Below are 22,853 nucleotides of genomic sequence, written 5' to 3'. Positions count from 1 at the left end.
AGAATAATGCTGTTTTCCAGCGTCGATGAGTTCGTGAAGGCCCCGCGCCGGGCGATGACCGTGTTCGGCATGGCTGGCGTCGGCAAGACGCGGCTCAGCAACATGCTGCGCGCCGACCACTGGTTTCACTATTCGGCCGATTACCGCATCGGCACCCGCTATATGGGCGAGTTCATCGTCGACAATTTCAAGCGCGAGGCCATGAAGGTCCCGTTCCTGGCGCAGCTCCTGCGCACGGACTCGATCTACATCTCGTCCAACATCACCTTCGACAATCTCGACCCCCTCTCGACCTATCTCGGCACGCCGGGCGATCCGGCGCGCGGGGGATTGCCGCTCGAGGAATACCAGCGCCGGCAGGAACAGCACCGGGTGGCCGAAGTCGCGGCGCTGTGCGACGTGCCCTATTTCATCGAACGGGCCAAGGCGCTCTACGGCTATGACGACTTCATCGCCGATACAGGCGGCTCGCTGATCGAGGTCATCGACCCGGCCAATCCGGAAGACCCGGTGGTCAAGACGCTGACTGCCAGCACCGCCCTGCTCTATATCCGCGGCACCGACAAGGACGCCACGGAGCTGGTCAAGCGGTTCAAGAAATCGCCCAAGCCCATGTATTACCGCCCGCCGTTCCTCGTGGAGAAATGGGCCGAGTACAAGCGCATGAACGGCATAACTGACGATTGTGACGTCGACCCGGCCGGCTTTGGCGCCTGGGGGTTCGAGGCGCTGCTGCATGACCGGCTGCCGCGCTACCAGGCGCTGGCGGACAATTTCGGCTATGTCGTGGAAGCCAGCGACCTCGCCACCGTGCGCGACGGCGACGAATTCGTCGATCTCGTCGCGGCGGCGATCGAGAAACGAATGCGCTAGCGCGTGTCCCCGAGGGGATGACGCGCACCGCTGAATCGCTTTCTCATCGCACCCTGTTAAGAGGCTGACATGCCTATCAGAATTCCCGACAACCTGCCTGCCCGCAAGACCCTCGAAAGCGAGGGCGTCTATGTCATGGATTCCAGCCGCGCCGCGCGGCAGGACATCCGCCCGCTCGAATTCGGCCTCCTGAACCTGATGCCCAACAAGGAGCGGACCGAGACCCAGTTCGCCCGGCTGATCGGCGCGACGCCGCTGCAGATCAATCTCAGCCTGGTGCGGGTGACCGATCACCAGTCCAAGAACACGTCGGAAGACTATCTCAACTCCTTCTACCAGACCTGGGAAGAGGTGAAGGAGCGCCGGTTCGACGGCTTCATCGTCACCGGCGCGCCGATCGCCAACCTGCCCTTCGAAGAGGTACGGTACTGGCCGGAAATGCTCGAGATCATGGCGTGGACGCGCACCAATGTGCACCACACCATGTTCATCTGCTGGGGCGCCCAGGCGGCGCTGCACCATTTCCATGGCGCCCGCCGCTATCGCATGGACAGGAAGGCTTTTGGCGTCTTCCGCCACCAGATCCACAATCCGCGCTCGCCCTTCCTGCGCGGCATGTCCGACAGCCCGATGATCCCGGTGTCGCGGTACAACGACATCGATCGCGAGAGCCTTGGCGATGGCCTCGAAGTGCTGATCGACAATCCCGATATCGGCCTCTGCATGCTGGGCGACCGCAACGAGCGCGCGGTCTATTTCCTCAATCACCTCGAATATGACAACCGCTCGCTGGCCGACGAATATGAGCGCGACGTCAAGGCCGGGCTCGACACCCCGCCGCCGGTAAACCTGTTCCCCAATGGCGACACCACGGCGGAGCCCGAGAACCGCTGGCGCAGCCATGCGCACCTGTTGTTCCAGAACTGGATCAACGAAATCTACCAGACGACGCCGTATCGGCTCGACGAAATCGGTAGTTAGGCAATGCGGGGCTGCAGGGCCCCGCATTCATTTTCGGCCTGATTGCCCCCGGCTCTCTTGTAAACCGACCTCGCGGCCTTAACTTGCTATGACCACGAGGACATTCGCCTTGCCGCAGCCGCCGACCACGATCACCGACGAACTGGGCATCGCCCTCGCAAACCTGGCCGACAGCGCCACGGGCGTGCTGACGCCAACGCTGCGGCTGGGGGTGACCGGGCTCAGCCGCGCCGGCAAGACCATCTTCATCACCGCGCTGGTGCATAACCTTTTGACGCAAGGCCGCCTGCCGGGCTTTGCGCCGCTGGCCGATGGTCGCTTCATCGGCGCCAGACTGGCCGAATATCCCGACGCCACCATTCCGCGCTTTGCCTATGAGCAGCACCTCGCTTCCCTATCGGCCAACCCGCCCGTATGGCCCGAGGGCACACGGCGGATTTCGCAATTGCGGCTGGTGCTGAAATACCAGTCGGCCAAGTGGTGGGCCGGGATGACCGGGCCGGCCACGCTCAATCTCGACATTGTCGACTATCCCGGCGAATGGCTGCTCGACCTGCCGCTGCTGGGCCTCGGCTTTGCCGAATGGAGCGCCGAGGCGCTGGCCCGCGCCCGCCTGCCGGGACATTCCCGGGAGGCCGGGGATTTCCTCGCCGCCCTCGACAGCATCGATGTGTCGCGTGACGCCAGCGACATGGCCGCGGAACAGTTGGCCGCGACCTTTACCACCTATCTGCGGCGCAGCCGCGAGCATGGGGCGCTTTCCACCCTGCCGCCGGGGCGGTTCCTGCTGCCCGGCGACCTTGAGGGCTCGCCGGCCCTCACCTTCGCGCCCTTGCCCAGGCCACCGGGCGCCGTGCGCAATGGCAGCCTCTACGCCATGCTGGAGCACCGCTACGAGGCCTACAAAGCGCAGGTCATCCGGCCCTTCTTCCGCGATCACTTCGCCCGGCTCGATCGGCAGGTGGTGCTGGTCGACACGCTGCGCGCGCTCAATACCGGCCCCGAAGCCGTCAACGACCTCGAGACTGCGCTCACCGCCGTACTCTCCTGCTTCCGGCAGGGCGAGACCAACCCGCTGCTGCGTCCCTTCACGCGAAACATCGATCGCATCCTCTTCGCGGCCACCAAGGCCGACCATGTCCACCACACCAGCCACGACCGGCTGGAGGCTATTCTCAACCGCCTCGTCGCCAATGCGCGCAAGCGGGCGAGCTTTGCGGGTGCTGAAACCAAATCCATCGCCATGGCAGGCATCCGCGCCACCAGCGAAGGCACGATCCGCGAAGGCGGAGAAACGCTGCCCACACTGGTCGGCACGCCCCTGGCGGGCGAGGTGCTGGATGGCGTGACCTATGACGGCCGATCCGAAATCGCCTTGTTTCCCGGTGACTTGCCGGAGCGGCCGGATTCATTGTTCGAGGATGGACAGCCCGTGGCGCTCAACTTCCTCCGCTTCACGCCGCCGCAAAAGCTCGAGCGCAACGCTGCCGGCGACCTGGTCCTGCCTCATATACGGCTCGACCGCGCCCTCGATTATCTCATCGGAGACTGGATGGCATGAAGCGTCCCGTAGCCCGTCCTGTGGACAGACCCGACACAGCGTCGGACGCCTTCCGCGCGCCGCGCGCCTTCAGGCCGGACCGGGCCGAAATCGTCGAAACCAGCTTCGAGCCACCCGCAGAACCAGAACTCGTCGCGCCGGTGCCCCGCCGCTTGGGCTGGCTCGGGAAGCTGGCCTGGACGACGGGTGGCATCCTCATTTCAGCAGGTCTCGGACTGGCCGCCGACCGGCTGATCCGCGACCTGTTTGCCACCAATGAATGGCTGGGCTGGCTGGGCCTGGGCGTGCTCGGCGCCTTCCTGGTTGCCGTGGTGGCGCTGGTCATCCGCGAAATGCTGGCGCTGCGCCGCCTCTCGGTTCTGGACGCCACGCGCGCCGATGCCGCCCGCGCCCATGCGGACAATGACCGCAAATTGGCCGGAGCGGTGGCGGATCATCTCAACGGTGTCTATGCCGGCCGCCCCGACCTGGCCCGCGGTCGCGACAACCTCAACGGCCATCTCGATAACCTGTTCGACGGAAACGAGGTCATCGCGCTGGCCGAGCGGAGCCTGATGGCGCCGCTGGATGCGCGCTCCAAGGCGCTGGTGGCCGCATCGGCACGGCGCGTGGCGCTGGTAACGGCGGTTTCGCCCCGCGCGCTGATCGACATCGCCTTTGTCATCTATGAAAGCGTGCGTCTCGCCGGCGCGATCGCCGCGCTCTACGGGGCCCGTCCGGGCTTTTTCGGCTTCTGGCGGCTGGCCGGGTCGGTGCTCGCGCATCTGGCCGTCACCGGCGGTCTGGTGCTCACCGATGGCGTGGTCGAGCAGCTCGTGGGCCAGGGCCTTGCCGCCAAGCTGTCCGTAAGGCTGGGCGAAGGCGTGGTCAACGGGCTGATGACCGTGCGCGTCGGCATTGCCGCCATGCGCGTGGTCCGCCCCCTGCCCTTCGAAGTGCTGTCGCAACCGACCGTGCGGGATTTCATCCCCGAACTGGTGAAGGTAACGGCCGATGCGGGGCGTGGCTCAGGCAGCCAGCAGTGACGGGGTCTCGAAGGTCTCGAGCTGCGGCTGGGCGAAGAAGTAGCCTTGGAACAGAGATATGCCAGCCGCCCGCAGGGTGACCATTTCGGCCTCCGTTTCTACGCCCTCCGCCAACACCAGAATGCCCATTTGCCTCGCCATGCCGACAATGGCAGCGACGATGGCCTGGCGGGCCGGAGAGCTGTCGACCCCGCGCAGCAGCTCCATGTCGATCTTGATGAGGTCCGGCTGGAATTTGGCGAGCAGGCCCAGGCCCGCATAGCCCGCGCCGAAATCGTCGAGCGCCGTCATGAAGCCCATGCGCTTGTATTCGGCGACGATATTGGCGACATGGCCGGCATCCACCATGCGCTCGTTCTCGGTGAATTCGAACATCAGGCGATTGGGATTGAACTGCACGCGCGCCGCTGCCGCGAGGGTAGCGCGGATGCAGGCGCGCGGTTCGTACACGGCATTGGGCATGAAGTTGATCGAGAGGCGCGACGTGGACGACGGCGGCAGGTGTTGGCCGGCCAGTTCGATGGCCTTCACCCGGCAGGCCTGGTCGAAGACATAGCGGTTGGCCTCGGTGACTGCGGACAACACCGAACCCGCGCCCTGCCCCGCGATACCACGGACCAGCGCCTCATAGCCCCAGACCGCACCGGCACTCATATCGATGATGGGATGAAAGGCCATCGTAAAGGGAACGGGAAAGTCTTCGCCGTTGCGGCAGCCCTGGCAGGACGCGACCATGATTAACCTATGTTATTATGAGGACTACAGTATTTCCTCATCATCGACGATAGGTGTTAAGGCATGGACAATGCTGCAGAGGCATAGGGGCCGACCGGAGGCTCCCGCGTTCCTCTCCCATTGGGGAGAGGTGGCCTGGCGAAGCCGGGTCGGTGAGGGGAGGCTCCCCGCAACCCCCGCGCCGGCGGAAGCTGCCATTCGAGCACAGCTCTCATGGCCTTCTCACTTTCAATCGCTCCGCCGGAGCGATTGACCCTACGGGACAGTTCGAAGCCCCTCATCCGGCGCTACGCGCCACCTTCTCCCCGATAGGGAGAAGAAAGCCCGGACTAAAAATCCTTGGCGGCGCTGGGAGCCAGTGTGAGCGTCAGCCCGTCCAGCGCATCGGAGCAGAGGATCTGGCAGGAGAGGCGCGAATTGCTCTTCACGTCGCCGACGCTGTCGAGCATGTCCTCTTCCTCGTCGCTGGGCGCGCCGACGGCGTCGAGCCAGGCCGGATCGACATAGACGTGGCAGGTGGCGCAGGAACAGGCGCCGCCGCACTCGGCCTTGATGTTGAGGCCCCAGTCGCGAATGACCTCCATCACGCGCCAGCCTTCGAGCCCTTCGAGTTCGTGCACGTCGCCAGCCTGGTCGGTAACGGTGATCTTCATGGGGCGCTCCTCAACAGCGCGATGGGGATAGCGGGTTGGTGGGCGACCCGCAAGCATATCCATTCCTTCGTCACCACCCGACTTGTTCGGGTGGTCCATACATCGTCAAGATGGATTGCCCGGACAAGCCGGGCAATGACGACGGAGGGGGGAGTCTGGACCCTCAGGCCACGCCGAGCTTCTTCTGCAGCTTGGTGCTCGAGGTCGTGTACTGGAACACCACGCGCTCGCCCGGCGAGATGACGGCCTTGGCGGCCTGGGCCATCAGCGCGGCCTCGTGGAAGCCCGAGAGGATCAGCTTGAGCTTGCCCGGATAGTAGTTGATGTCGCCGATGGCGTAGATGCCGGGCACCGAGGTCTCGAACTTCTCGGTGTCGACGACGATGGTATTGTCGTTGAGTTCGAGCCCCCAATCGGCCACCGGGCCGAGCTTCATGGTGAGGCCGAAGAACGGCAGCAGGCGCGTCGCCGGGATCGAGAGGTCGCCGGCATCTGTGGTCAGGTGCACGTGATTGATCTGCCCATCTTCGCCGTCGAGCTTGGCGATCTGGCCGAGCTGGAAGTTGATCTTCCCGTCGGCGACCAGTTCCTTCATCTTGTTGACCGAGGCAGGCGCGGCCTTGAAGGCATCACGACGGTGCACGAGGGTCAGCGTGCGCACGATGGGGGCCAAGTTCAGCGTCCAGTCCAGCGCGGAGTCACCGCCGCCGACGATCACCACGTCCTGGTCGCGGAAATCTTCCATCTTGCGCACGGCATAGAAGACCGACTTGTTCTCGAACTGCTCGATATCGGCCACCGGCGGGCGCTTGGGCTGGAACGAGCCGCCGCCGGCCGCGATCACCACCACCTTGGTGTGGAAGATTTCGTCGGCATCGGTTTCCAGACGGAAGCTGCCATCGGCCTGCTTCTCGATCGAATTGACCATGCGCGAGAAGTGGAATTCGGGCGCAAAGGGCGCGATCTGCGCCATCAGGTTATCGGTGAGCTGCTGGCCGGTGACCACGGGAAAGCCCGGAATGTCGTAGATCGGCTTTTCGGGATAGAGCTCGGCGCACTGGCCGCCGGGACGGTCGAGAATGTCGATGAAATGGCATTTGATGTCCAGCAGACCGAGTTCGAAGGCCGCAAACAGCCCGCAGGGGCCCGCGCCAATGACGACGACATCGGTGGTGATCTCAGTGCTCATCTTGTTTCATTTCTGTCTCGCCGGGTGGTAGCCATCCCATCCCGGCGTCATTCCCGCAAAGCGGGAACCTCTGTTTCAGGTAACGGGGGTTCCCGCTGTCGCGGGACTGACCCTGTGGTTAATATGAGTAACGCGCTCCAATTACCCTAGGAGACGCGGCGAAGGAAGGGCCGAGTGCCGACCGGCACTTCGGTGACGCCGACGGGCTGGTAGAACAGCGCCATTTCCGGCAGGCGGTTCTCGATCAGCGCCTGGCGGGTGGGCTCGTGCGTGACCACGAGGGCATTGAAGCCGCAGCGCCGCATATGCGGAATCTGATCCTGCAGAACATCGCCTACAGCCCTGATTTCGCCGGCATACTTCAGCCGCTCGACCAGGAGCCGCGCCGTCGAATAGCCACGTCCGTCCGAGAAGGCCGGGAACCGGACCGCAACCGAAGCGAACCGCGCCAGATCGTCGGCCACATCCTCGATCTTTTCTCCCGGCGAGACCAGGAGCCCGAGGGGATGCGGGTTGGCGAGGAACTCGGCGCGATTGGCCAGAAACACCGGCAGCGGCACATGGACGTAGCGCGCCTCGGACGGATTGGCGCCTTCTTCCCAGTCCTTGAATGGATCGGCGATGAAAGCCCCATCTTTCCAGAGGGTGTGGCGGGCTGCAGCAGTCATCGGGTTTGCGATCGCTCCACTGAAGTCATAATGGATGCCGCATTCCTTCTTGTTGAGGCCGCGCCACCGTCCCGCGCGCGGATCCTCGCCTTCGGCCACAACCGAGGTGCAGGGCGCGCAGCCAATGGACTTGTAGCCTTTGGCATAGAGCGGATGCTCGGGCAAGCGGTGCGCCTGGCGGTATTCGACGACGTCGGCGTCGGAAAAATAGGCCAGCGGATTGACCTTGATGCGATCATCGCTGGTCAATTCGAAATGCGGCAGCACCCCGCGTTCGGTGGTCTGGTAACGCTTGCGGCCGGTGACCCAGCCGCCGAACTGCTCGGTGATCGGCTCAAGCGGCTCGGTCTTGCGGATATGGCAGCACGAATCCGGATCGGTCTCCCAGAGATCGCCATTGGGATCGAAGCGCAGCACATCCTTGGCATCGGGCAAGATCGCCCGGACATTGCTGAGGCCAAGCGTTGTCTTGAGCGTCTCGACATAGGCGAGCGTCTCTGGGAAATGCTTGCCGGTTTCGAGGAAATAGACCGGCAGCGACGGATCGACCTGCGCCACCATGTGGAGCAGCACGGCGGAGTCGGCGCCGAAGGACGAAACGATGGCCAGGTCTCCGGGCAGCACTTCGGTGATGGCGTAGCGCAGCACGCCGACCGCGTCCATTTCGTCGAACATGCCGTTAAGCGCCAGGATGCCGAGCGCCTTGAGCTTGTCATGGGCGGCAGGCGCCGGAGCGAGTTTAGGCATTGCCATGGAAAATCTCCGCAACCAGAGGCGCGCCAGCGCCACCTCTCCCTTGGGGGAGAGGTCGACCCACTCGGGTCGGGTGAGGGGGCCTTGCAACGGACGCGGGGACAAAGGCCCCCTCACCCGGCGCGTTCGCGCCGACCTCTCCCCCAGAGGGAGAGGTGAACAGGGCATCAAGCATTCCCATACAGCGCCTCCTTGAACGGAGCCTCGCCCAGGCGCCGATAGGCCTGGATGAAGGTCTCATCCGCGCCCTGGCGCTGGGTGATGTAGAAATCCACCAGTTTTTCGATGGCGCCGGGCACCTGCTCGGCCTCGAAGCCGGGGCCGATGATCTTGCCCAACGAAGCCTGCTCGGTGGCGTCGCCGCCCAGGGTGATCTGGTAGAGCTCGCCGCCCTTCTTCTCGACGCCCAAAATGCCGATATGGCCCACATGGTGGTGGCCGCATGCATTGATGCAGCCGGAAATCTTGATCTTGAGGTCGCCGATATCCTTCTGCCGGTCCGGCGCGGCGAACTTGCGCGAAATTTCCTGCGCGATCGGGATCGAGCGGGCATTGGCCAGGGCGCAGAAATCGAGCCCCGGGCAGCAGATCATGTCGGTGATGAGGTTGTTGTTGCCCTCGGCCAGCTCGGCCTTGACCAGCACGTCATAGATGGTGCGCAGGTCGCTGAGCGCCACATGGGGCAGAACCAGGTTCTGTTCGTGGGTGACGCGCAACTCGTCGAACGAATACTTTTCGGCGAGATCGGCGACCACATCCATCTGCGCATCGCTCGCGTCGCCTGGCGCGCCGCCCACGGGCTTCAGCGAAATCGTCACCGAGGCATAGCCGGGCTGGGCATGGGCGTTGATGTTGTTGTCGAGCCAGCGGCCATAGGCAGGATCGACGATGGATTCGTAGGCCACGTCGATCTTCGTCATGGCCTGGGGCGCGAAGGCCGGTGCGGCGAAATAGGCCGAGATGCGATCGAGCTCTTCCTGCGGCAGGGTCAGCACGCCGCCACGCACTTCGGCGAATTCGGCTTCCACCTGGCCCTTGATGCTTTCGAGGCCTTCCTCGTGCACCAGGATCTTGATGCGCGCCTTGTACTTATTGTCCCGGCGGCCATAGCGGTTGTAAACGCGCATGATGGATTCGAGATAAGCCAAGAGGTGCTCGTTGGGCACGAAGCTGTTGATCAGCTTGGCGATCATCGGCGTACGCCCCAGGCCACCGCCGACCCAGACTTCCCAGCCGATTTCACCGGCAGCATTCACCGCCGCCTGAAGGCCGATATCGTGGAAACGGATGGCGGCGCGGTCGTGCGGCGCGCCGGTAATGGCGATCTTGAACTTGCGCGGGAGATACGAGAATTCCGGATGCAGGCTCGACCACTGGCGCAGGATTTCGGCGACCGGGCGAGGATCGATGATCTCGTCGGCAGCGGCGCCGGCGAACTGGTCCGTGGTGACATTGCGGATGCAATTGCCCGAGGTCTGGATGGCGTGCATTTCCACGCTGGCCAGCTCGTCGAGGATGACGGGAATATCCTTGAGCCTGGGCCAGTTGTACTGGATGTTCTGACGCGTGGTGAAATGGCCGTAGCCACGATCATAAGTGCGCGCGATATGGGCAAGCTTGCGCATCTGGCGGCTCGACAGCGTGCCGTAGGGCACGGCGACGCGCAGCATATAGGCATGCAGTTGCAGATAGAGCCCGTTCATCAGCCGCAGCGGCCGGAACTGGTCTTCGGAAAGCTCGCCCGAAAGACGGCGCTTCACTTGGTCTGCAAACTGCGCCGTGCGACCCGCTACGAAAGCGGCGTCGAATTCGTCATATCGATACATGCCCGTCTTCACCTAAGTGCTGGCGTTCATACGCCTGCCCGTTGAGAGAGAGGGGAGCGGTGGGGCCCGCCGCCCTGATGCGTTCGCGCAGGCGCTTGGGCACGATGGCGCCCTCGACCTGCTCGACTTCTTCGATTTCAAGGCTGATGACCCGGCCGCCGGCCTTGGTCGCGGCCAGCGCGGCATCGCGCTCGGCAGCCTGATCCTTGGCAAAAAGGCGCGCCGCCTGCAGGTCCTCGACCCAGTTGCCGGCGCCGTCGAGATAGACGGTGGCGCCCGAGGTCAGTTCGTTGCCGGTGAGGATTTCCATGGGATCACGCTACCTTGAAAGATGTGCTGGCGGCCGCAGCCGCCTCGGTCCAGTCGCCCTCGGCAACCGCCTGACCGATAAGTATGACGGCTGGGCCATCGACGAAGTCGACGGCGCCATTGGCCAGCGCGCCCAGCGTGCCGGCATAGGATGTGTGGTCGGCGCGGCCGGCATTGACCACAATGCCGACGGGCAGGCTCGAAGCAGCGCCATGCGCCACGAGCCGCGCCGCAACATCGGCGGCGATGGCCTTGCCCATGTAGAGCGCCAGCGTCAGGCCCGAACCGGCGAGCGCCGCCCAGTGGGCCAGATCGCTGTCTTCGGCGCCATGCGCCGTGGCGACCACAAAGCCGCTCGACACTTTCCGCAGGGTCACCGGCGTCGCCGTATCGGCGGCGGCGGCCATAGCCGCACTGACCCCCGGCACGATTTCGTAGGCAATACCGGCCTTGCGCAGGGCGGCAATTTCTTCGCCAGCGCGGCCGAAGATCATCGGATCGCCGGATTTGAGCCGCGCCACGCGCTTGCCTTCGCCGGCGAGGCGCACGATCAGCGTATTGATCTGCGCCTGGCTGAAGGAGTGATGCCCACGCGCCTTGCCGACACAGATTTGCTCGGCATCGCGGCGGCCCATCTCGACCACGGCCGGCGGCACGAGCTGGTCATGCACGATGACGTCGGCCTGCTGCAGCAGGCGCTGGGCGCGCAGCGTGAGGAGGTCTTCGGCGCCCGGACCGGCGCCGATCAGCCAGACCACCCCCTGCCCCGAACCGTTTTTCGCATGGGTATCCAGCAAGGCTTCGGCGCCGGCGCGGTCCATGCCGGGGCGCGTGACGAGGTCTTCGTAAAAGCGACGGCGGGCCGCGCCGTCGTGAATCAGGCCCTCAACGCGCTGCCGCAAGCCACCGGCGAGACTCGCGATTTTCCCGAGGCCCGGCGAGAGCAGCGCCTCGATCTGCGCCCGCACCAGCCGCGCCAGCACCGGTGCATCGCCCTCGGTCGAGATGGCGACGGTCAGCGGCGCGCGCTCGACGATGGAGGGCGTGTAGAAATCGCATTCAGCGGGCACGTCGACGACATTGAGCGGAATATTGAGCCGCCGCGCCTCGGCCTTCGCCAATTCGGCATCGGCGCTCTCTTCGGCAACGAACACCAAAGCCGCGCCGGCAATGTCTTCGGCGCGCAGCGCCCGCTCGAAAAGGGCCACCGGGAATGCGGAAAAATCGACCTCGATCTGGCGGGAATAAATCTCTATGGAACTTGTCGTCTTAGCGACCAACCGGACTTTGTTCAGGGCCTCGTCGGCGCCGCCGACGATGATGATGCGCTTGCCCTTGACCTTAAAACTCAACGGAAATGTGTTGAGGGAGCCCATAGTCGTCCTGTTCCAGAGATGCGGGAAAATAGTCTAACCGCCACATGCCAACAAGATGTTGAAAATCAATAGCTTATATATTTCCCTACAGACGCCGCGCGTGGAACGTCAGCGACAATTTGCAGGCCGTGCCGCCAAATGAATCTTTGCCGGAGACGGGCATAGAATATTTTGCCTCGGATGGCTTAAAATCGGACCACCTCGCCATCGCATGGACCCAGTCATGACACAGCGAAACCTGCTCCCTGCCCTGACCATCGCACTGCTGCTCGGCATTCCGGGCGCCGCCGCCATGGCGCCGCTGCCAAGGCCGGTCGTCGACAACGCAATCGAACCGGGCAAGGCAGCGCCCTTTGTCGGCGCCTGGTCCATCACCGTTCCTACGCGGGATGTGACCGATCCCAGCACCAATCTCGCCATCTGCGATCTGCCGGTGCGGATCGAGCCAGCCGACAATTCCCACATAGTCTACCTTGGCCCGGGTGAGACCGAAGCGGACGCGGCCATCGAACTGATCGCCACGGGTGACGGCACCGACTGGAAGCCGATTGCCGGCGGCCCCGCCTTTTTCGCCCTATGGGTCACGCCGGATCAGTTTTACCTCTACGACGCGGTGGATGAGGGCGAGCCCGATTGGGCGGCGCCTTATGTGTACAACAGGTGCTTTTAGCGTGAAACTTGTCCCACCCACTGGCTGTAATCCCGGCGGAAGCCGGGATCCATCCTGAAACCTCAAGATGGGCCCCGGCCTTCGCCGGGGTGACATGGGGTATGGCTCGTCGAGTGAAAGCCCGCCTCACCCCTGCCGCGTCGGCACGTGTACGACCAGCCCGTCCAGCGCATCGCGGACCTTGATCTGGCAGCTCAAGCGGCTCGAATCCTTCACGTCGAAGGCAAAGTCGAGCATGTCTTCCTCCATCATCGAAGGGCCGCCGACAGTCTCGCGCCAGGCATCATCGATATAGACGTGACAGGTCGCGCAGGTGCAGGCGCCGCCGCATTCGGCCACGATGCCGGGAACGGCATTCATGATCGCGGTTTCCATTACCGTCGAGCCATTCTGGCCGTCGGTCTCAATGCGTTCACCCGAACTGGTGACATAGGTGATCTTGGTCATGGGGAGCCTGTATCAGTCGATAATCAGAGGTCGAGGAGACCTTCAAGATAGTGCTTTTCGACGCCAAACATAGCCTTGACCGCCGCGATGCGCTCAAGTGCCGCCGCGCGCGAGCCGGCATTGCCCTTCTGCGCGACGATCAGATTGTTCTTGGGCGTATGGGCGTCGGAGACGAACTCGAACACCTTCGTGCGATAGCCATTGGCTTCGAGCAGCAGCGCGCGCAGGCCGTCGGTGACCATTTCGGCCTGCTTTTCCATGAATGTGCCATGGCGCAGGAGGAAGTCGAGATTGGCATCGGGCTTGCCGGCCTCGATCTGGCGTCGGATCTGCTTGTGGCAGCAGGGGGCGACGGCGATGAGCCCTGCCCCCGCCTTGATACCCTGATAGATCGCATCATCAGTCGCCGTGTCGCAGGCATGGAGCGCAATGACCGCATCGGCGCCGCTCGCGTCACAGTCGAGGATGCTGCCTGCCTCGAAGCGCAAGCCGGCAAAGCCGCTCTCCTTGGCCAGCGCATTTCCGGATTCCACCAGCGCCGGGCGCAGTTCGACGCCGACAATCTCGGTCGACTGCCCGGCGCGGTTGGCGAGGTAGTCGTAGAGCGCGAAATCGAGGTAGCCCTTGCCCGCACCCATATCGAGAATGCGCGGATTCTTTGCCTTAAGCTGCTGAATCAGCGGGGCAAAAATCTCGACCATCTTGTTGATCTGGCGGAACTTGTCCTGCGCATCATTGCGCACGGCGCCGTCCTTGCCAGTAATGCCAAGAGCATGCAGCCAGTGAGCCGAAGTGTCCGTCAGCGCCCGATTTTTCGTCCTGTCGTGACCGGCATCGACAGCTTCGCGGCCCGCCACTTCACTGCGCTTGAGGCGCTGCTTGTCGCCCTGCCGCTCGAACTGCAGGTCGAAGCCGGTCGTTTCCAGCCGGGCGCTGCGATACTGCGCGGCAAGCCCTTCGGCAAGGAAGGCGGCGGCCTCGTCGGCGGTGAGATTCTTGGTGATGTCGCGCGTCTTGTAGCGGAAGACCAGGCTCAGGCGCTCGCCTGCCTTGATCGCGACCTTGCGACCCTCGACCGATTTGAGATCGGCTTCCGGCCCGTGATAGCCGCCCAGCTTCAGCCGAACGATTGAGCCATCGGCAAAGGCGTTGCCGAAGGCCGCCACGAATTCGCCGATGCGATCGGGTGCGCTCAATGCCGTTCCTTGGTGGTGAGGAAGCGGATCTTTGGCCAGTCCTGCTTGGCCCGATCCGCCCACCACGCATTCTGCGCGAGAAAGACCGGTGCCTCGGTGCGGTCCTCGGCCATGTTGACCTTTTGAGCCGTGATGAAGCGCTTCAGCTCTTCCGGATCGTCACTTTCGACCCAGCGCGCCACTTCAAAACCCATGCTTTCGAAGGTGATCGGCACGCCGTATTCGCCGGCCACTCGGCTGGCCAGAACTTCAAGCTGGAGCTGGCCCACCACGCCCACAATCCAGTCGGCGCCCACCATGCGGCGGAACACCTGGGTGACGCCTTCCTCGGCGAGATCCGAGAGCGCCTTGGACATCTGCTTGGTCTTCATCGCGTCGGTGAGGCGCACGCGGCGGATGATTTCCGGCGCGAAATTTGGAATGCCGGTCACATTGATATTGGCGCCCTCGGTCAGCGTGTCGCCCACCGACAGCGTGCCGTGATTGGGAATGCCGACAATGTCGCCCGCCACCGCTTCCTCGGCGAGCTCGCGATTATTGCCGAAAAAGAACATCGGATTGGACACAGCCATGTCCTTGCCCGAGCGCACGTTCTTGAGGCGCATGCCGCGCTCGAACTTGCCCGAGCAGAGGCGCACGAAGCCGATGCGGTCGCGGTGATTGGCGTCCATGTTCGCCTGCACCTTGAACACGAAGCCGGTGACCTTCTTGTCATTGGGCTCGATCGGCGCCGGCAATGCCGGCTGCGGCCGCGGTTCCGGACCCCAGTCCCCCAGGGTGCGCAGGAGCTCGGCCACCGAAACGCCCTTGAGCGCCGAACCGAACAGCACCGGGCTCAAATGGCCCTGGTGGAACGTCTCGAGATCGAAGCCGGGCAGCATGGCCTGGGCCATTTCCAGCGTTTCGAGCGCCGTCATGAAGACGGGATTGTCGACCAGCTCTTCCACATCCAGCAGGTCTTCGAGGCTTTCGAACTCCGCAATGATCTTGCCCTGCGGATTGAGCACCCGCTTTTCCACGAGGTCGATATAGCCGCCGAAATCGACGCCCTGCCCGATGGGCCAGAGCACTGGCGTCAGGTCGAGCGCCAGCTTGGATTGGATCTCGTCGATCAGGTCGAGCGGCGCCTGGCCCTCGCGGTCCACCTTGTTGATGAAGGTGATGATCGGGATATCGCGCAGGCGGCAGACTTCGAAGAGCTTCAGCGTCTGCGATTCAATGCCCTTGGCCGCGTCGATGACCATGATGGCGGCGTCCACGGCGGTCAGCGTACGATAGGTGTCCTCGGAAAAGTCCGAGTGGCCCGGGGTGTCGAGCAGGTTCAGCGTCAGCCCGTCATAGTCGAAGGTCATCACCGAGGAGGTGATGGAAATGCCGCGCTGCTGCTCCATTTCCATCCAGTCCGAGCGGGTCGAGCGCTGACCGGCCTTGCCACGCACGGCGCCCGCCTGCTGGATCGCGCCCGCCGCGGCCAGCAGCCGCTCGGTCAGCGTGGTCTTGCCGGCGTCAGGGTGCGAGATGATCGCGAAGGTACGACGCAGGCGAAAAGGTTCGGCGGTAGGCCGGGGCGAGACCGCGGCGGCATTGGACATGGACATGGATCTGCTGAATGCTGTCGCGGGCGAGAGGCCCGACGATACCCGACTTCATATGGGGCGCTCTATAGGCGCTGGCAATGCCGCGGTCAAACCGCGGGCTGCTGGTCCGGGTGGTGCCGGTCTTCCGCACCTAGGCAGAAGACCGGGGGTCACTAAAGGCCCTGGCCGTCAGAACCGGTAGGCGAGGCCGGCGCGCACGGCGTGGGAGGTTGCCTTGACGCCGGGATAGGCGCCGTCGAAGGTCATGTCACGGCTGCCATAGTCGGTGTAGCGGTATTCCGCGCGCACGAACCAGGCGTCGGAGAACGCCACTTCGGCGCCAACACCCGCCGTCCAGCCGATAAACGTATCGGAATCGCGGAATTGCGCATTGGCCGGGCTGGTGGTCGAGCCGCCGATATGGGCGACGGCGAGGCCCGCCGTGCCGTAGACGTGGAAGGCATCGACGGCAAAGCCGACGCGGCCGCGCAGCGACCCCTGGTATTCGAGCGTACCGCGGCAGGTCCAGGTGGCGACGGCGCAGGTGCCGGTCCCGTGGAAGCCGGCATATTCGGCATCCGCTTCGGCGCCGAGCACGAGCCCGTTATCCTGCTGGAAATTGACGCCGGCGAAGACGCCGCCGACAATGCCATTACCCTCGATGACGGTGGCGCCGGGCACGTCGATACGCGGCCTCAGCCCACCCACGGTGATACCGAGATACTGGCCCGTCCATCCGCCTGCGGCGCGATCCTCTTCGAAGTCGAAGTTCGGCGGCTGATAATAGGGATAGTCCGCGGCCATCGCCGGGGACGCAATGACGGCGAGTGCTGCAACCACGAAAGACAGACGCATGGTGACCTCCAGTTCCTGGATAGAACTGTCGGCGATTATGCTTAATGGGCGATTAAGCCGGGCTCCCGGCCTCAAAGCATAACGATGAGGCGATATCAGCCGGCGTCGCTCGCCAGCATCCGGGCGATGAAGTCGCGCACTTCCTCGACTTCCATGCCCAGGTCCTCGATGCGTTCAGGCGCCAACGGCCGTCCGGCCTTGAGGTCCTTCTCGAGGGCTGCCGCAAGGTCGGCAATTCCCCAGGCCCCTACACCCGCGGCGGCGCCCTTGATGGAATGGAGATTGATGGCGAGGTCATCGAAGCCGGTCGCCAGCTTCAGCCGCCCGAAATAGGTGGTGAGCGTCGTTTCGAAGAGACGCAGGATTTCGAGCTCGAGGTTTTCGTCGCCCAGGCACTGCTTGGCGAGGTGCACCAGATCCACCGGCCGCATGGGCCGCTTGGCGCTCTCCTGCGACGCATATTCGATGAATGCTCTCTGCGCCATTCTGGCTTGCTCCTGCCTATGCCGGCAGGCCCGGAGCCCACCTTGTGCACAAGCCTAATGGCGAGGGCATGAACAGGGGATTAAGCCACATCTTTGCCTTTGTTTGCCCATCCATTCCTTAACGTTTCCCACCCGAAAATTAACCTTTGGGTAAGAAACCGTTCGGTTTGCATAAAATTGAATGTATGAATGAGCTTTGAACCAGCGCGCGGCGGCGAGGGTTGGGGGAACGATGCGGGGCATTTGCATCGAATTGTTCCGGTTTGGCGACCGGCCCGGAAAGGGCGGGCCTGCCATGACTACTCGTAAAGCCCGCCGTGAAGCTGTTGTGCCGACGCGAGAGTTGTAAAGAGTATGGCGAAGAATCCGACCCCCCAGAACGACCCGGCAGCCTTGGCCTTTTCGGCCGTAGAGGATGCCCTGAAGGATTCGGTCTTCAATCTGGACCCGCCGGCACAGCCCGCTCAGGACAAGAAGCAGGAAAAAAAGCAGGACAAGAAGCCTGATCCGGCCCGGTCCGAACGTCTGCGCGCCGCCGATCGCATTGCCCAGCAGGCCAGCGCAGTCGCCAATGACGACCGCGTGTCGGCCTCGAAACTCCTTTACAGCCTCCAGGATCGCTCGTCCGCCGCGCCCAACTGGCTCGCGCTGCTGCTGTCGATCGTCTGGATCGCCGCGGTCGGCGTCGTCGCCTGGATGCGCTACGGCGCCCAGATGGCCAATCCCGGCCCCTTCCTCGGGTCGATCGAATTCGTGGCCATCCTGGCCATCATGTTCATTCCGGTGCTCGGCTTCTTTGCCGTGGCAACGCTGTTCCGCCGCGCCGCCGACCTGCGCAACGCCGCCTCCTCGATCACCCAGGCCGCCATTCGCCTGGCCGAGCCCGAAGTGACCGCCGCCGACAAGGTTGCCTCGGTGGGCCAGGCTGTTCGCCGCGAGGTGAACGCCCTGGGCGACGGGCTCGAACGCGCCCTCTCCCGCGCCGGCGAACTCGAAGTGATGATCCATAACGAGGTCACCGCGCTCGAACGCACCTATTCCGACAATGAATCGCGCATGCGTGCGCTGATTGCCGAACTGGCCAGCCAGCGCGAAAGCGTGCTCACCAATACCGAGCGCGTGCGCGAGGCCATCACCGAAAGCCATACCGGCCTCGTCTTCGATCTCGACATGATCAGCCAGCGCATTGCCGGCACCATCGTCGAAAGCGGCGGCAACCTGACCCGCGCCCTCGAAACCGCCGGCAATACGCTGACCATCGGCTTTTCCGAACGCGCCGATGGCTTCGTGAACCTCGTCGACAACCGCACCAGCGACTTCCTCACCGCGCTCGACGACAGCGCCGGCCGCCTGTCGCTCGGCTTCGAGGACCATGCCGCCAGCACCGCCCGCAATTTCGAGAACCGCACGCTCGAAATCACCTCGGCGATCGACAGCCGCATGGCCGATCTGACCGAGGCGCTGGACAGCCGCGCCGCGCGCATGACCGGCACGCTGGAAACTCATACTGGCGCCCTTTCCTCGGCCATCGAGGATCGCACCTCGGCCCTGGCCAACCTCCTTTCCGAGGGCGGCACCACTCTGGTCGACCTGCTGCGCGATCGCGGCCTCGAGGTCAGCGAAGCGCTCGAAGCCATCGGCGCCCGCGTCTCGGGCGACATTTCGAGCCGCTCCACCGAGGCCGAACTGCTGCTGGCCACCCTCACCCGCCAGCTCGACGAATCCGTCTCGATCCAGCTCAATTCCCTCGACAGCCGCCTGCAATCGGCGATCATCGAGATCAATGGCGCCCTCGACGACACGTCCGAGCGCGCGCGCCTCACGCTCTCGACCGCCGGGCAGGACTCGCTCAGCCTCTTCGACCAGCGCCTCACCGAGATCACGGGCCTGCTCGACGACAAGCTGCACGCCCTCGACAACGTCATTGGCGACAAGGGCGAGGACCTGGTCCAGCGCCTCGACAAGCAGGGTGTCAGCTTTGCCGCCCGGGCCAATGTGCTGGAAATGGCGCTGAACGAGGAATCCGGTCGCTTCAACGACATCGTTGCCGAGCGCACGCGGGAGCTGAGCGACGTCATCGGCGCCAAGACCGCTGCCCTGACCGAAACGCTCAACAGCCGCACCCAGCAGATTTCGGATAATCTCGACGGCCATGCCGAACTCCTGAGCGAAGCGCTCGACACCCGTACCGGCAGGCTCGATGCCATGCTGTCGAGCCGCGCCATCGAGGTGGGCGAAGCGATCACCAGCCGCACCAGCGCCCTGGAAGAGACCTTCCTCACCCGCACCAGCGCGCTCGAGGAAACCCTCACCAGCCGTGGCGCCGAGCTGGGCGAAGCCATCCGCCTGCGTTCGCAGGAACTGGGCGACACGCTGTTGACCGGCACGCAGACCTTCGACCAGGCTATTGCCGGCCGCACCCAGCGCCTTGCCGACACCATTTCCGAGCGCACCAATGCGCTCTCGCTCGAACTCGAGACCCGCACCGGCGACTTTGCCAGCCAGGTTGACGAGCGCACCATTACCCTGGTCAACCGGCTCGAAGAACGCACCGGCGCATTGGCCGGCCAGCTCGACGAGCGGACTGCGGCCCTGTCCAGCCAGATCGACGAGCGCACCACGGCCCTCGCCAGCCAGATCGAAAACAGCGGCGGCGATCTCGTCGGCCGCCTCGATCTGCGCACCCAGGAACTGGCCGGCGCGGTCAATACCCGCACCCAGCAGCTTTCGGACGCGCTTGCCGCCCGCACCCAGGCCCTTTCCGACACACTGGCGACCCACACCGCCTCGATGGGCGAGACCATCGGCCTGCACACCAGCGAACTGGCCGACACGCTCGACCAGCATGGTGCCCGCGCCCGCGACAGCATCGAAGGGTCGCTGCGCCAGGTCACCTCCAGCATGGAAGCGCGCCTCGACGAGATGTCGAGCCGTGTCGCCAACCAGGTCGGCAGCGTCAACGAGACACTTGGCGCCGGTCTCGACAGCGCCATTACCCGCATTTCCGACGCCGAGGCCGGCGTCGCCGCACGCATCGAGAGCGCCAGCCTCACCGTGGGCGAAAGCGCCCGCCAGGCCGCCGAGCTCATCGAGACCGGCGTCAATTCGGCCCGCAAGGCCATTGCCGACATGGTCGACCAGCGCCTGGGCACCCTGCCCGAGGCCATCACCGCCCGTGCCGACATCACCGCCGAGCGCCTCGCCGCGCTCAACGCCTCGATCAGCACCTCGATCACCCAGTCCATGGCCGATCTCGAAGCGGGCGCCGACCGCATCGAGGAAACCATTGCCACCCGCATCACCGCGGCCACCGGCGCCATCTCGGCCGATGTCGAGAACACCGCCAACCGCATGGACGCCGCCGTTCGCGGCGCGCTCGAACAGATCCGTCTGGCGGCCACCAATATCGACCAACTGGTCTCGGTCCGGGCGGTCAACGCCGCCGATGCCATCGAGTCCCGCCTCGAAACCATCAACCGCTCCGTCGAACAGCACACCAGCCAGTTCTCGGAGCTGGTCAATTCCCGGTCCGCTGAGCTGCAGACGGCCCTCGCCAGCCACGGCAACCTCCTGCGCGACGCCCTGGGCGAGAATGCCCGCGAAGCCGAAGCCATCATGTCGGTTTCGACGACGCGCATCCTCACCGACGTCACCAACGCCCTCAACAAGCTCAACGACTCGAACCTGCTGCTGCAGCGCGTGCTCGACGCCTCGACCGCCAATCTCGCCAGCCTCGAAACCAGCGTCGCCCAGCAGACGGCCAGCTATTCGAACACCATGCGCGAAGCGATGGGCCAGACCGAACAGGCCGGCACCATGGTCACCCAGCACGTGGGCGCGCTGCAGAGCTCGATCCGCGGCATGGTCGAGCAGTTCGGCTCGATCCTCGGGCGTCTCGACACCGAAGCCGCCGGCCTCAACCAGGCCGCCCAGTCGCTCGACGCATCGAGCGCCACCGCCCTCGAAAACCTCGAGGATCGCCGCGGTGCCATGGATGCGCTGGCCCAGAGCTTTGCCGCTCGTGCCGACGATATCGACGGCCGCATGCGCCTGTTTGCCCAGTCGATCGCCGACACGGTCAACGATACCGAACGCCGCCTGATCGGTGCCCGTCGCGCCATGGACGAGGCGCTCAACGCCACGACCCATACCGTGACCGACGCGCTTGCCGTGACCACCAGCCAGGTCACCGAGGCGCTCGAAAAGAACGCCGGCAGCGTCAACGACGCACTCTACGCCACCAACGAGCGCTTCACCTCCGCGCTCAACTCCAACGTCTCGCAGATGGACAATGCGGTGCAGCGCGCCGCCGAGGCCGCCGCCGCCGCCCTCAGCCAGACTTCGGCCCAGGTGCGCATGGCCCTTGCCGACCAGACCGAACAGGTCAATTCGGCGCTGGAAGACAATGCCGGTCGCGTCAGCGACGTCCTGGCCTCGACCGCCGGCAGCGTCACCGACGTGCTCACCTCGACCACCAGCTCGCTGGCTGACACGATTTCGGACTCGACCAGCTCGGTGCGCAACGCCATCGCGTCGAATACCGGCCAGTTGCGCCGCGTGCTCGACGAGACCACCGGCGAAGTCACCGGCAAGCTCGGCGAATTCCACGAGACGGCGGATGCCGAAAGCCGCCGCGCCAACCAGGCCCTGCAGGAAGCCCAGCAGCGCATGGCCATGGAAATGCAGCGCGCCATCGAGGAAGCCACCCAGCGCTTCGCTGAGACCGCCCGCGCCATGCGCGAAACGGCCCGCGAAGTGGGCAGCGAGCTCGAAGCCACCCGCGCCGAACTGGCCCGTGGCGTCAACGAACTGCCCGAGGAAACCCGCGCCAGCGCCGCCGCTATGCGCCGCGTGGTTGCCGAGCAGATCGAGGCCCTCAGCGAGCTCAACGCCATCGTGCGCGCCCAGCCGGCCAGCCACGATCTCACCGATCGTCGCGCCCCGCAGCGCGCCGCCCGTGCCCCCGAGCCGCGCCAGCCCGAACCGCCGGCCTACCAGCCGCCGCGCCAGGAACAGCGTCCGGAACCCGCGCGTGAAGCCTGGCGTCCCGAACCGGCCCGCCAGCCGCTGGTCGATCCGATCCGCAGCGCTGCAGTGATCGAGCAGCCGGCTCCGGCACCCACGCCCGTGCAAGCGGCCCCCGCCCCTGCCCCGCGCCAGCCGATCGAGGCCGAAGGCGGCGGATGGCTCCGCGACGTGCTGCGCAATGCTTCGGCCAAGCAGGCCGGTGGCCAGCAGCCGCAGGCCCTTTCGGGTCTGTCCGAAGAAATCGCCCGCGCCATCGACGATGCGGCCCTGGGCGAAGCCTGGGCCCGCTACCAGTCGGGCGAGAGCAATGTCTTCACCCGCCGCATCTATACGCTGACCGGCCAGGGCACCTATGACGAAGTGCGCAAGCGCATCCAGCGCGAGCCCGACTTCGCCCGCACCGCCCAGGCCTACATGACCGAGTTCGAGCAACTGCTGAAGCGCGCTGCCGCCGGCCCCAACCCGGCCGCCGAAACCCGCGAATACCTGCTCTCGGACAAGGGGAAGGTCTATACGACCCTCGCTCATGCCAGCGGCCGCCTGAGCTGAGGAAGCTTCATGAATGACAAAAGCCCCGGAGCGATCCGGGGCTTTTTCGTTGTGGTCGCCCGCGTTGCTGGGGAGGAAGCCCTGCGCTAGATTCCGA

The 22,853-nt window shown here is 64.7% G+C and carries 18 protein-coding genes; 6 read left to right on the top strand and 12 right to left on the bottom strand.

All coding sequences use genetic code 11. From position 1 onward, the window contains the following. Positions 1-6: 6 nt before the first annotated feature. From JEQ47_RS04090 to JEQ47_RS04075, 4 genes are all read left to right on the top strand, one after another. Positions 7-873 carry an ATPase gene (locus JEQ47_RS04090; RefSeq protein WP_198875105.1) on the top strand — a complete coding sequence of 289 codons (867 nt, stop codon included), beginning with the start codon at positions 7-9 and terminating at the stop codon, positions 871-873. A 69-nt stretch (positions 874-942) separates the two neighbouring features. Then, positions 943-1,854, top strand: coding sequence for a homoserine O-succinyltransferase (locus JEQ47_RS04085; protein ID WP_198875104.1), 912 nt, complete (start codon positions 943-945; stop codon positions 1,852-1,854). 88 nt (positions 1,855-1,942) lie between these two features. After that, a complete protein-coding gene (locus JEQ47_RS04080) occupies positions 1,943-3,415 on the top strand; it encodes a YcjX family GTP-binding protein (protein WP_198875103.1) in 1,473 nt (490 codons plus the stop codon). Beyond that, positions 3,412-4,440 (top strand): YcjF family protein, encoded by a 1,029-nt coding sequence (locus JEQ47_RS04075; protein ID WP_198875102.1) that lies wholly within the window; start codon positions 3,412-3,414, stop codon positions 4,438-4,440. Before JEQ47_RS04080 ends, JEQ47_RS04075 begins: the two co-directional genes overlap by 4 nt. On the opposite strand, the gene JEQ47_RS04070 is transcribed toward JEQ47_RS04075, so the two are convergent. The 7 genes from JEQ47_RS04070 to cysG all read right to left on the bottom strand — a co-directional run bounded on the left by JEQ47_RS04070 (position 4,423) and on the right by cysG (position 11,949). Next, the gene (locus JEQ47_RS04070) at positions 4,423-5,175 is read right to left on the bottom strand and encodes an EAL domain-containing protein (RefSeq protein ID WP_198875101.1); all 753 of its coding nucleotides are present in this window, start codon (positions 5,173-5,175) and stop codon (positions 4,423-4,425) included. The genes JEQ47_RS04075 and JEQ47_RS04070 overlap by 18 nt on opposite strands. Positions 5,176-5,504: 329 nt before the next feature. Continuing rightward, positions 5,505-5,828, bottom strand: coding sequence for a 2Fe-2S iron-sulfur cluster-binding protein (locus JEQ47_RS04065; protein ID WP_198875100.1), 324 nt, complete (start codon positions 5,826-5,828; stop codon positions 5,505-5,507). Positions 5,829-5,991: 163 nt separating this feature from the next. After that, a complete protein-coding gene (locus JEQ47_RS04060) occupies positions 5,992-7,017 on the bottom strand; it encodes an NAD(P)/FAD-dependent oxidoreductase (RefSeq protein ID WP_198875099.1) in 1,026 nt (341 codons plus the stop codon). Positions 7,018-7,163: 146 nt separating this feature from the next. After that, positions 7,164-8,438: a phosphoadenylyl-sulfate reductase gene (locus tag JEQ47_RS04055; protein ID WP_198875098.1), complete on the bottom strand. Its 1,275-nt coding sequence runs from the start codon at positions 8,436-8,438 to the stop codon at positions 7,164-7,166. Between the two features lie 167 nt (positions 8,439-8,605). After that, positions 8,606-10,264 (bottom strand): nitrite/sulfite reductase, encoded by a 1,659-nt coding sequence (locus JEQ47_RS04050; RefSeq protein WP_198875097.1) that lies wholly within the window; start codon positions 10,262-10,264, stop codon positions 8,606-8,608. After that, on the bottom strand, positions 10,251-10,574 hold the full coding sequence (locus JEQ47_RS04045) for a DUF2849 domain-containing protein (RefSeq protein WP_198875096.1): 324 nt from the start codon (positions 10,572-10,574) through the stop codon (positions 10,251-10,253). Before JEQ47_RS04045 ends, JEQ47_RS04050 begins: the two co-directional genes overlap by 14 nt. 4 nt (positions 10,575-10,578) lie before the next feature. Then, complete coding sequence (gene cysG / locus JEQ47_RS04040; RefSeq protein ID WP_198875095.1) at positions 10,579-11,949, bottom strand: siroheme synthase CysG; 1,371 nt, start codon at positions 11,947-11,949, stop codon at positions 10,579-10,581. A gap of 223 nt (positions 11,950-12,172) precedes the next feature. Here cysG and JEQ47_RS04035 point away from each other — a divergent pair, with 223 nt between their 5' ends. Beyond that, positions 12,173-12,619, top strand: a complete 447-nt coding sequence (locus JEQ47_RS04035) for a hypothetical protein (RefSeq protein WP_198875094.1) — start codon at positions 12,173-12,175, stop codon at positions 12,617-12,619. Between the two features lie 126 nt (positions 12,620-12,745). Here JEQ47_RS04035 and JEQ47_RS04030 read toward each other — a convergent pair whose 3' ends face one another. The 5 genes from JEQ47_RS04030 to JEQ47_RS04010 all read right to left on the bottom strand — a co-directional run bounded on the left by JEQ47_RS04030 (position 12,746) and on the right by JEQ47_RS04010 (position 17,179). Then, on the bottom strand, positions 12,746-13,066 hold the full coding sequence (locus tag JEQ47_RS04030) for a 2Fe-2S iron-sulfur cluster-binding protein (protein WP_198875093.1): 321 nt from the start codon (positions 13,064-13,066) through the stop codon (positions 12,746-12,748). A 23-nt stretch (positions 13,067-13,089) separates the two neighbouring features. Further along, positions 13,090-14,262 (bottom strand): class I SAM-dependent methyltransferase, encoded by a 1,173-nt coding sequence (locus tag JEQ47_RS04025; RefSeq protein WP_198875092.1) that lies wholly within the window; start codon positions 14,260-14,262, stop codon positions 13,090-13,092. After that, entirely contained in the window at positions 14,259-15,854 is a 1,596-nt protein-coding gene (locus tag JEQ47_RS04020) for a peptide chain release factor 3 (RefSeq protein WP_198875091.1), read from the bottom strand. Before JEQ47_RS04020 ends, JEQ47_RS04025 begins: the two co-directional genes overlap by 4 nt. A 174-nt stretch (positions 15,855-16,028) precedes the next feature. After that, positions 16,029-16,694, bottom strand: coding sequence for an outer membrane protein (locus JEQ47_RS04015; protein ID WP_198875090.1), 666 nt, complete (start codon positions 16,692-16,694; stop codon positions 16,029-16,031). A 95-nt stretch (positions 16,695-16,789) separates the two neighbouring features. Continuing rightward, positions 16,790-17,179, bottom strand: a complete 390-nt coding sequence (locus JEQ47_RS04010; RefSeq protein ID WP_198875089.1) for an Hpt domain-containing protein — start codon at positions 17,177-17,179, stop codon at positions 16,790-16,792. 354 nt (positions 17,180-17,533) lie between these two features. On the opposite strand from JEQ47_RS04010, the gene JEQ47_RS04005 reads away from it, so the two are divergent. Next, positions 17,534-22,756 carry an apolipoprotein A-IV repeat region-like domain-containing protein gene (locus JEQ47_RS04005; protein ID WP_198875088.1) on the top strand — a complete coding sequence of 1,741 codons (5,223 nt, stop codon included), beginning with the start codon at positions 17,534-17,536 and terminating at the stop codon, positions 22,754-22,756. The last annotated feature ends 97 nt before the right edge of the window (positions 22,757-22,853 follow it).

It is taken from the genome of Devosia sediminis, from assembly GCF_016411825.1.
Classification (GTDB): Bacteria; Pseudomonadota; Alphaproteobacteria; order Rhizobiales; family Devosiaceae; genus Devosia; species Devosia sediminis.
Note: the sequence above shows the minus strand (reverse complement) of the source record. Positions and strands in the feature narration are given on the sequence as shown.

Bases quoted from the DNA above. Each gene is read 5' to 3' on its own strand.
- JEQ47_RS04075 (WP_198875102.1), top strand. From the start codon at position 3,412: ATGAAGCGTCCCGTAGCCCGTCCTGTGGACAGACCCGACACAGCGTCG.
- JEQ47_RS04085 (WP_198875104.1), top strand. From the start codon at position 943: ATGCCTATCAGAATTCCCGACAACCTGCCTGCCCGCAAGACCCTCGAA.
- JEQ47_RS04005 (WP_198875088.1), top strand. From the start codon at position 17,534: ATGGCGAAGAATCCGACCCCCCAGAACGACCCGGCAGCCTTGGCCTTT.
- JEQ47_RS04035 (WP_198875094.1), top strand. From the start codon at position 12,173: ATGACACAGCGAAACCTGCTCCCTGCCCTGACCATCGCACTGCTGCTC.
- JEQ47_RS04080 (WP_198875103.1), top strand. From the start codon at position 1,943: ATGACCACGAGGACATTCGCCTTGCCGCAGCCGCCGACCACGATCACC.
- JEQ47_RS04045 (WP_198875096.1), bottom strand. From the start codon at position 10,574: ATGGAAATCCTCACCGGCAACGAACTGACCTCGGGCGCCACCGTCTAT.
- JEQ47_RS04030 (WP_198875093.1), bottom strand. From the start codon at position 13,066: ATGACCAAGATCACCTATGTCACCAGTTCGGGTGAACGCATTGAGACC.
- JEQ47_RS04015 (WP_198875090.1), bottom strand. From the start codon at position 16,694: ATGCGTCTGTCTTTCGTGGTTGCAGCACTCGCCGTCATTGCGTCCCCG.
- JEQ47_RS04010 (WP_198875089.1), bottom strand. From the start codon at position 17,179: ATGGCGCAGAGAGCATTCATCGAATATGCGTCGCAGGAGAGCGCCAAG.
- JEQ47_RS04070 (WP_198875101.1), bottom strand. From the start codon at position 5,175: ATGGTCGCGTCCTGCCAGGGCTGCCGCAACGGCGAAGACTTTCCCGTT.
- JEQ47_RS04050 (WP_198875097.1), bottom strand. From the start codon at position 10,264: ATGTATCGATATGACGAATTCGACGCCGCTTTCGTAGCGGGTCGCACG.
- JEQ47_RS04065 (WP_198875100.1), bottom strand. From the start codon at position 5,828: ATGAAGATCACCGTTACCGACCAGGCTGGCGACGTGCACGAACTCGAA.
- JEQ47_RS04020 (WP_198875091.1), bottom strand. From the start codon at position 15,854: ATGTCCAATGCCGCCGCGGTCTCGCCCCGGCCTACCGCCGAACCTTTT.
- JEQ47_RS04090 (WP_198875105.1), top strand. From the start codon at position 7: ATGCTGTTTTCCAGCGTCGATGAGTTCGTGAAGGCCCCGCGCCGGGCG.
- JEQ47_RS04060 (WP_198875099.1), bottom strand. From the start codon at position 7,017: ATGAGCACTGAGATCACCACCGATGTCGTCGTCATTGGCGCGGGCCCC.
- JEQ47_RS04055 (WP_198875098.1), bottom strand. From the start codon at position 8,438: ATGGCAATGCCTAAACTCGCTCCGGCGCCTGCCGCCCATGACAAGCTC.
- cysG (WP_198875095.1), bottom strand. From the start codon at position 11,949: ATGGGCTCCCTCAACACATTTCCGTTGAGTTTTAAGGTCAAGGGCAAG.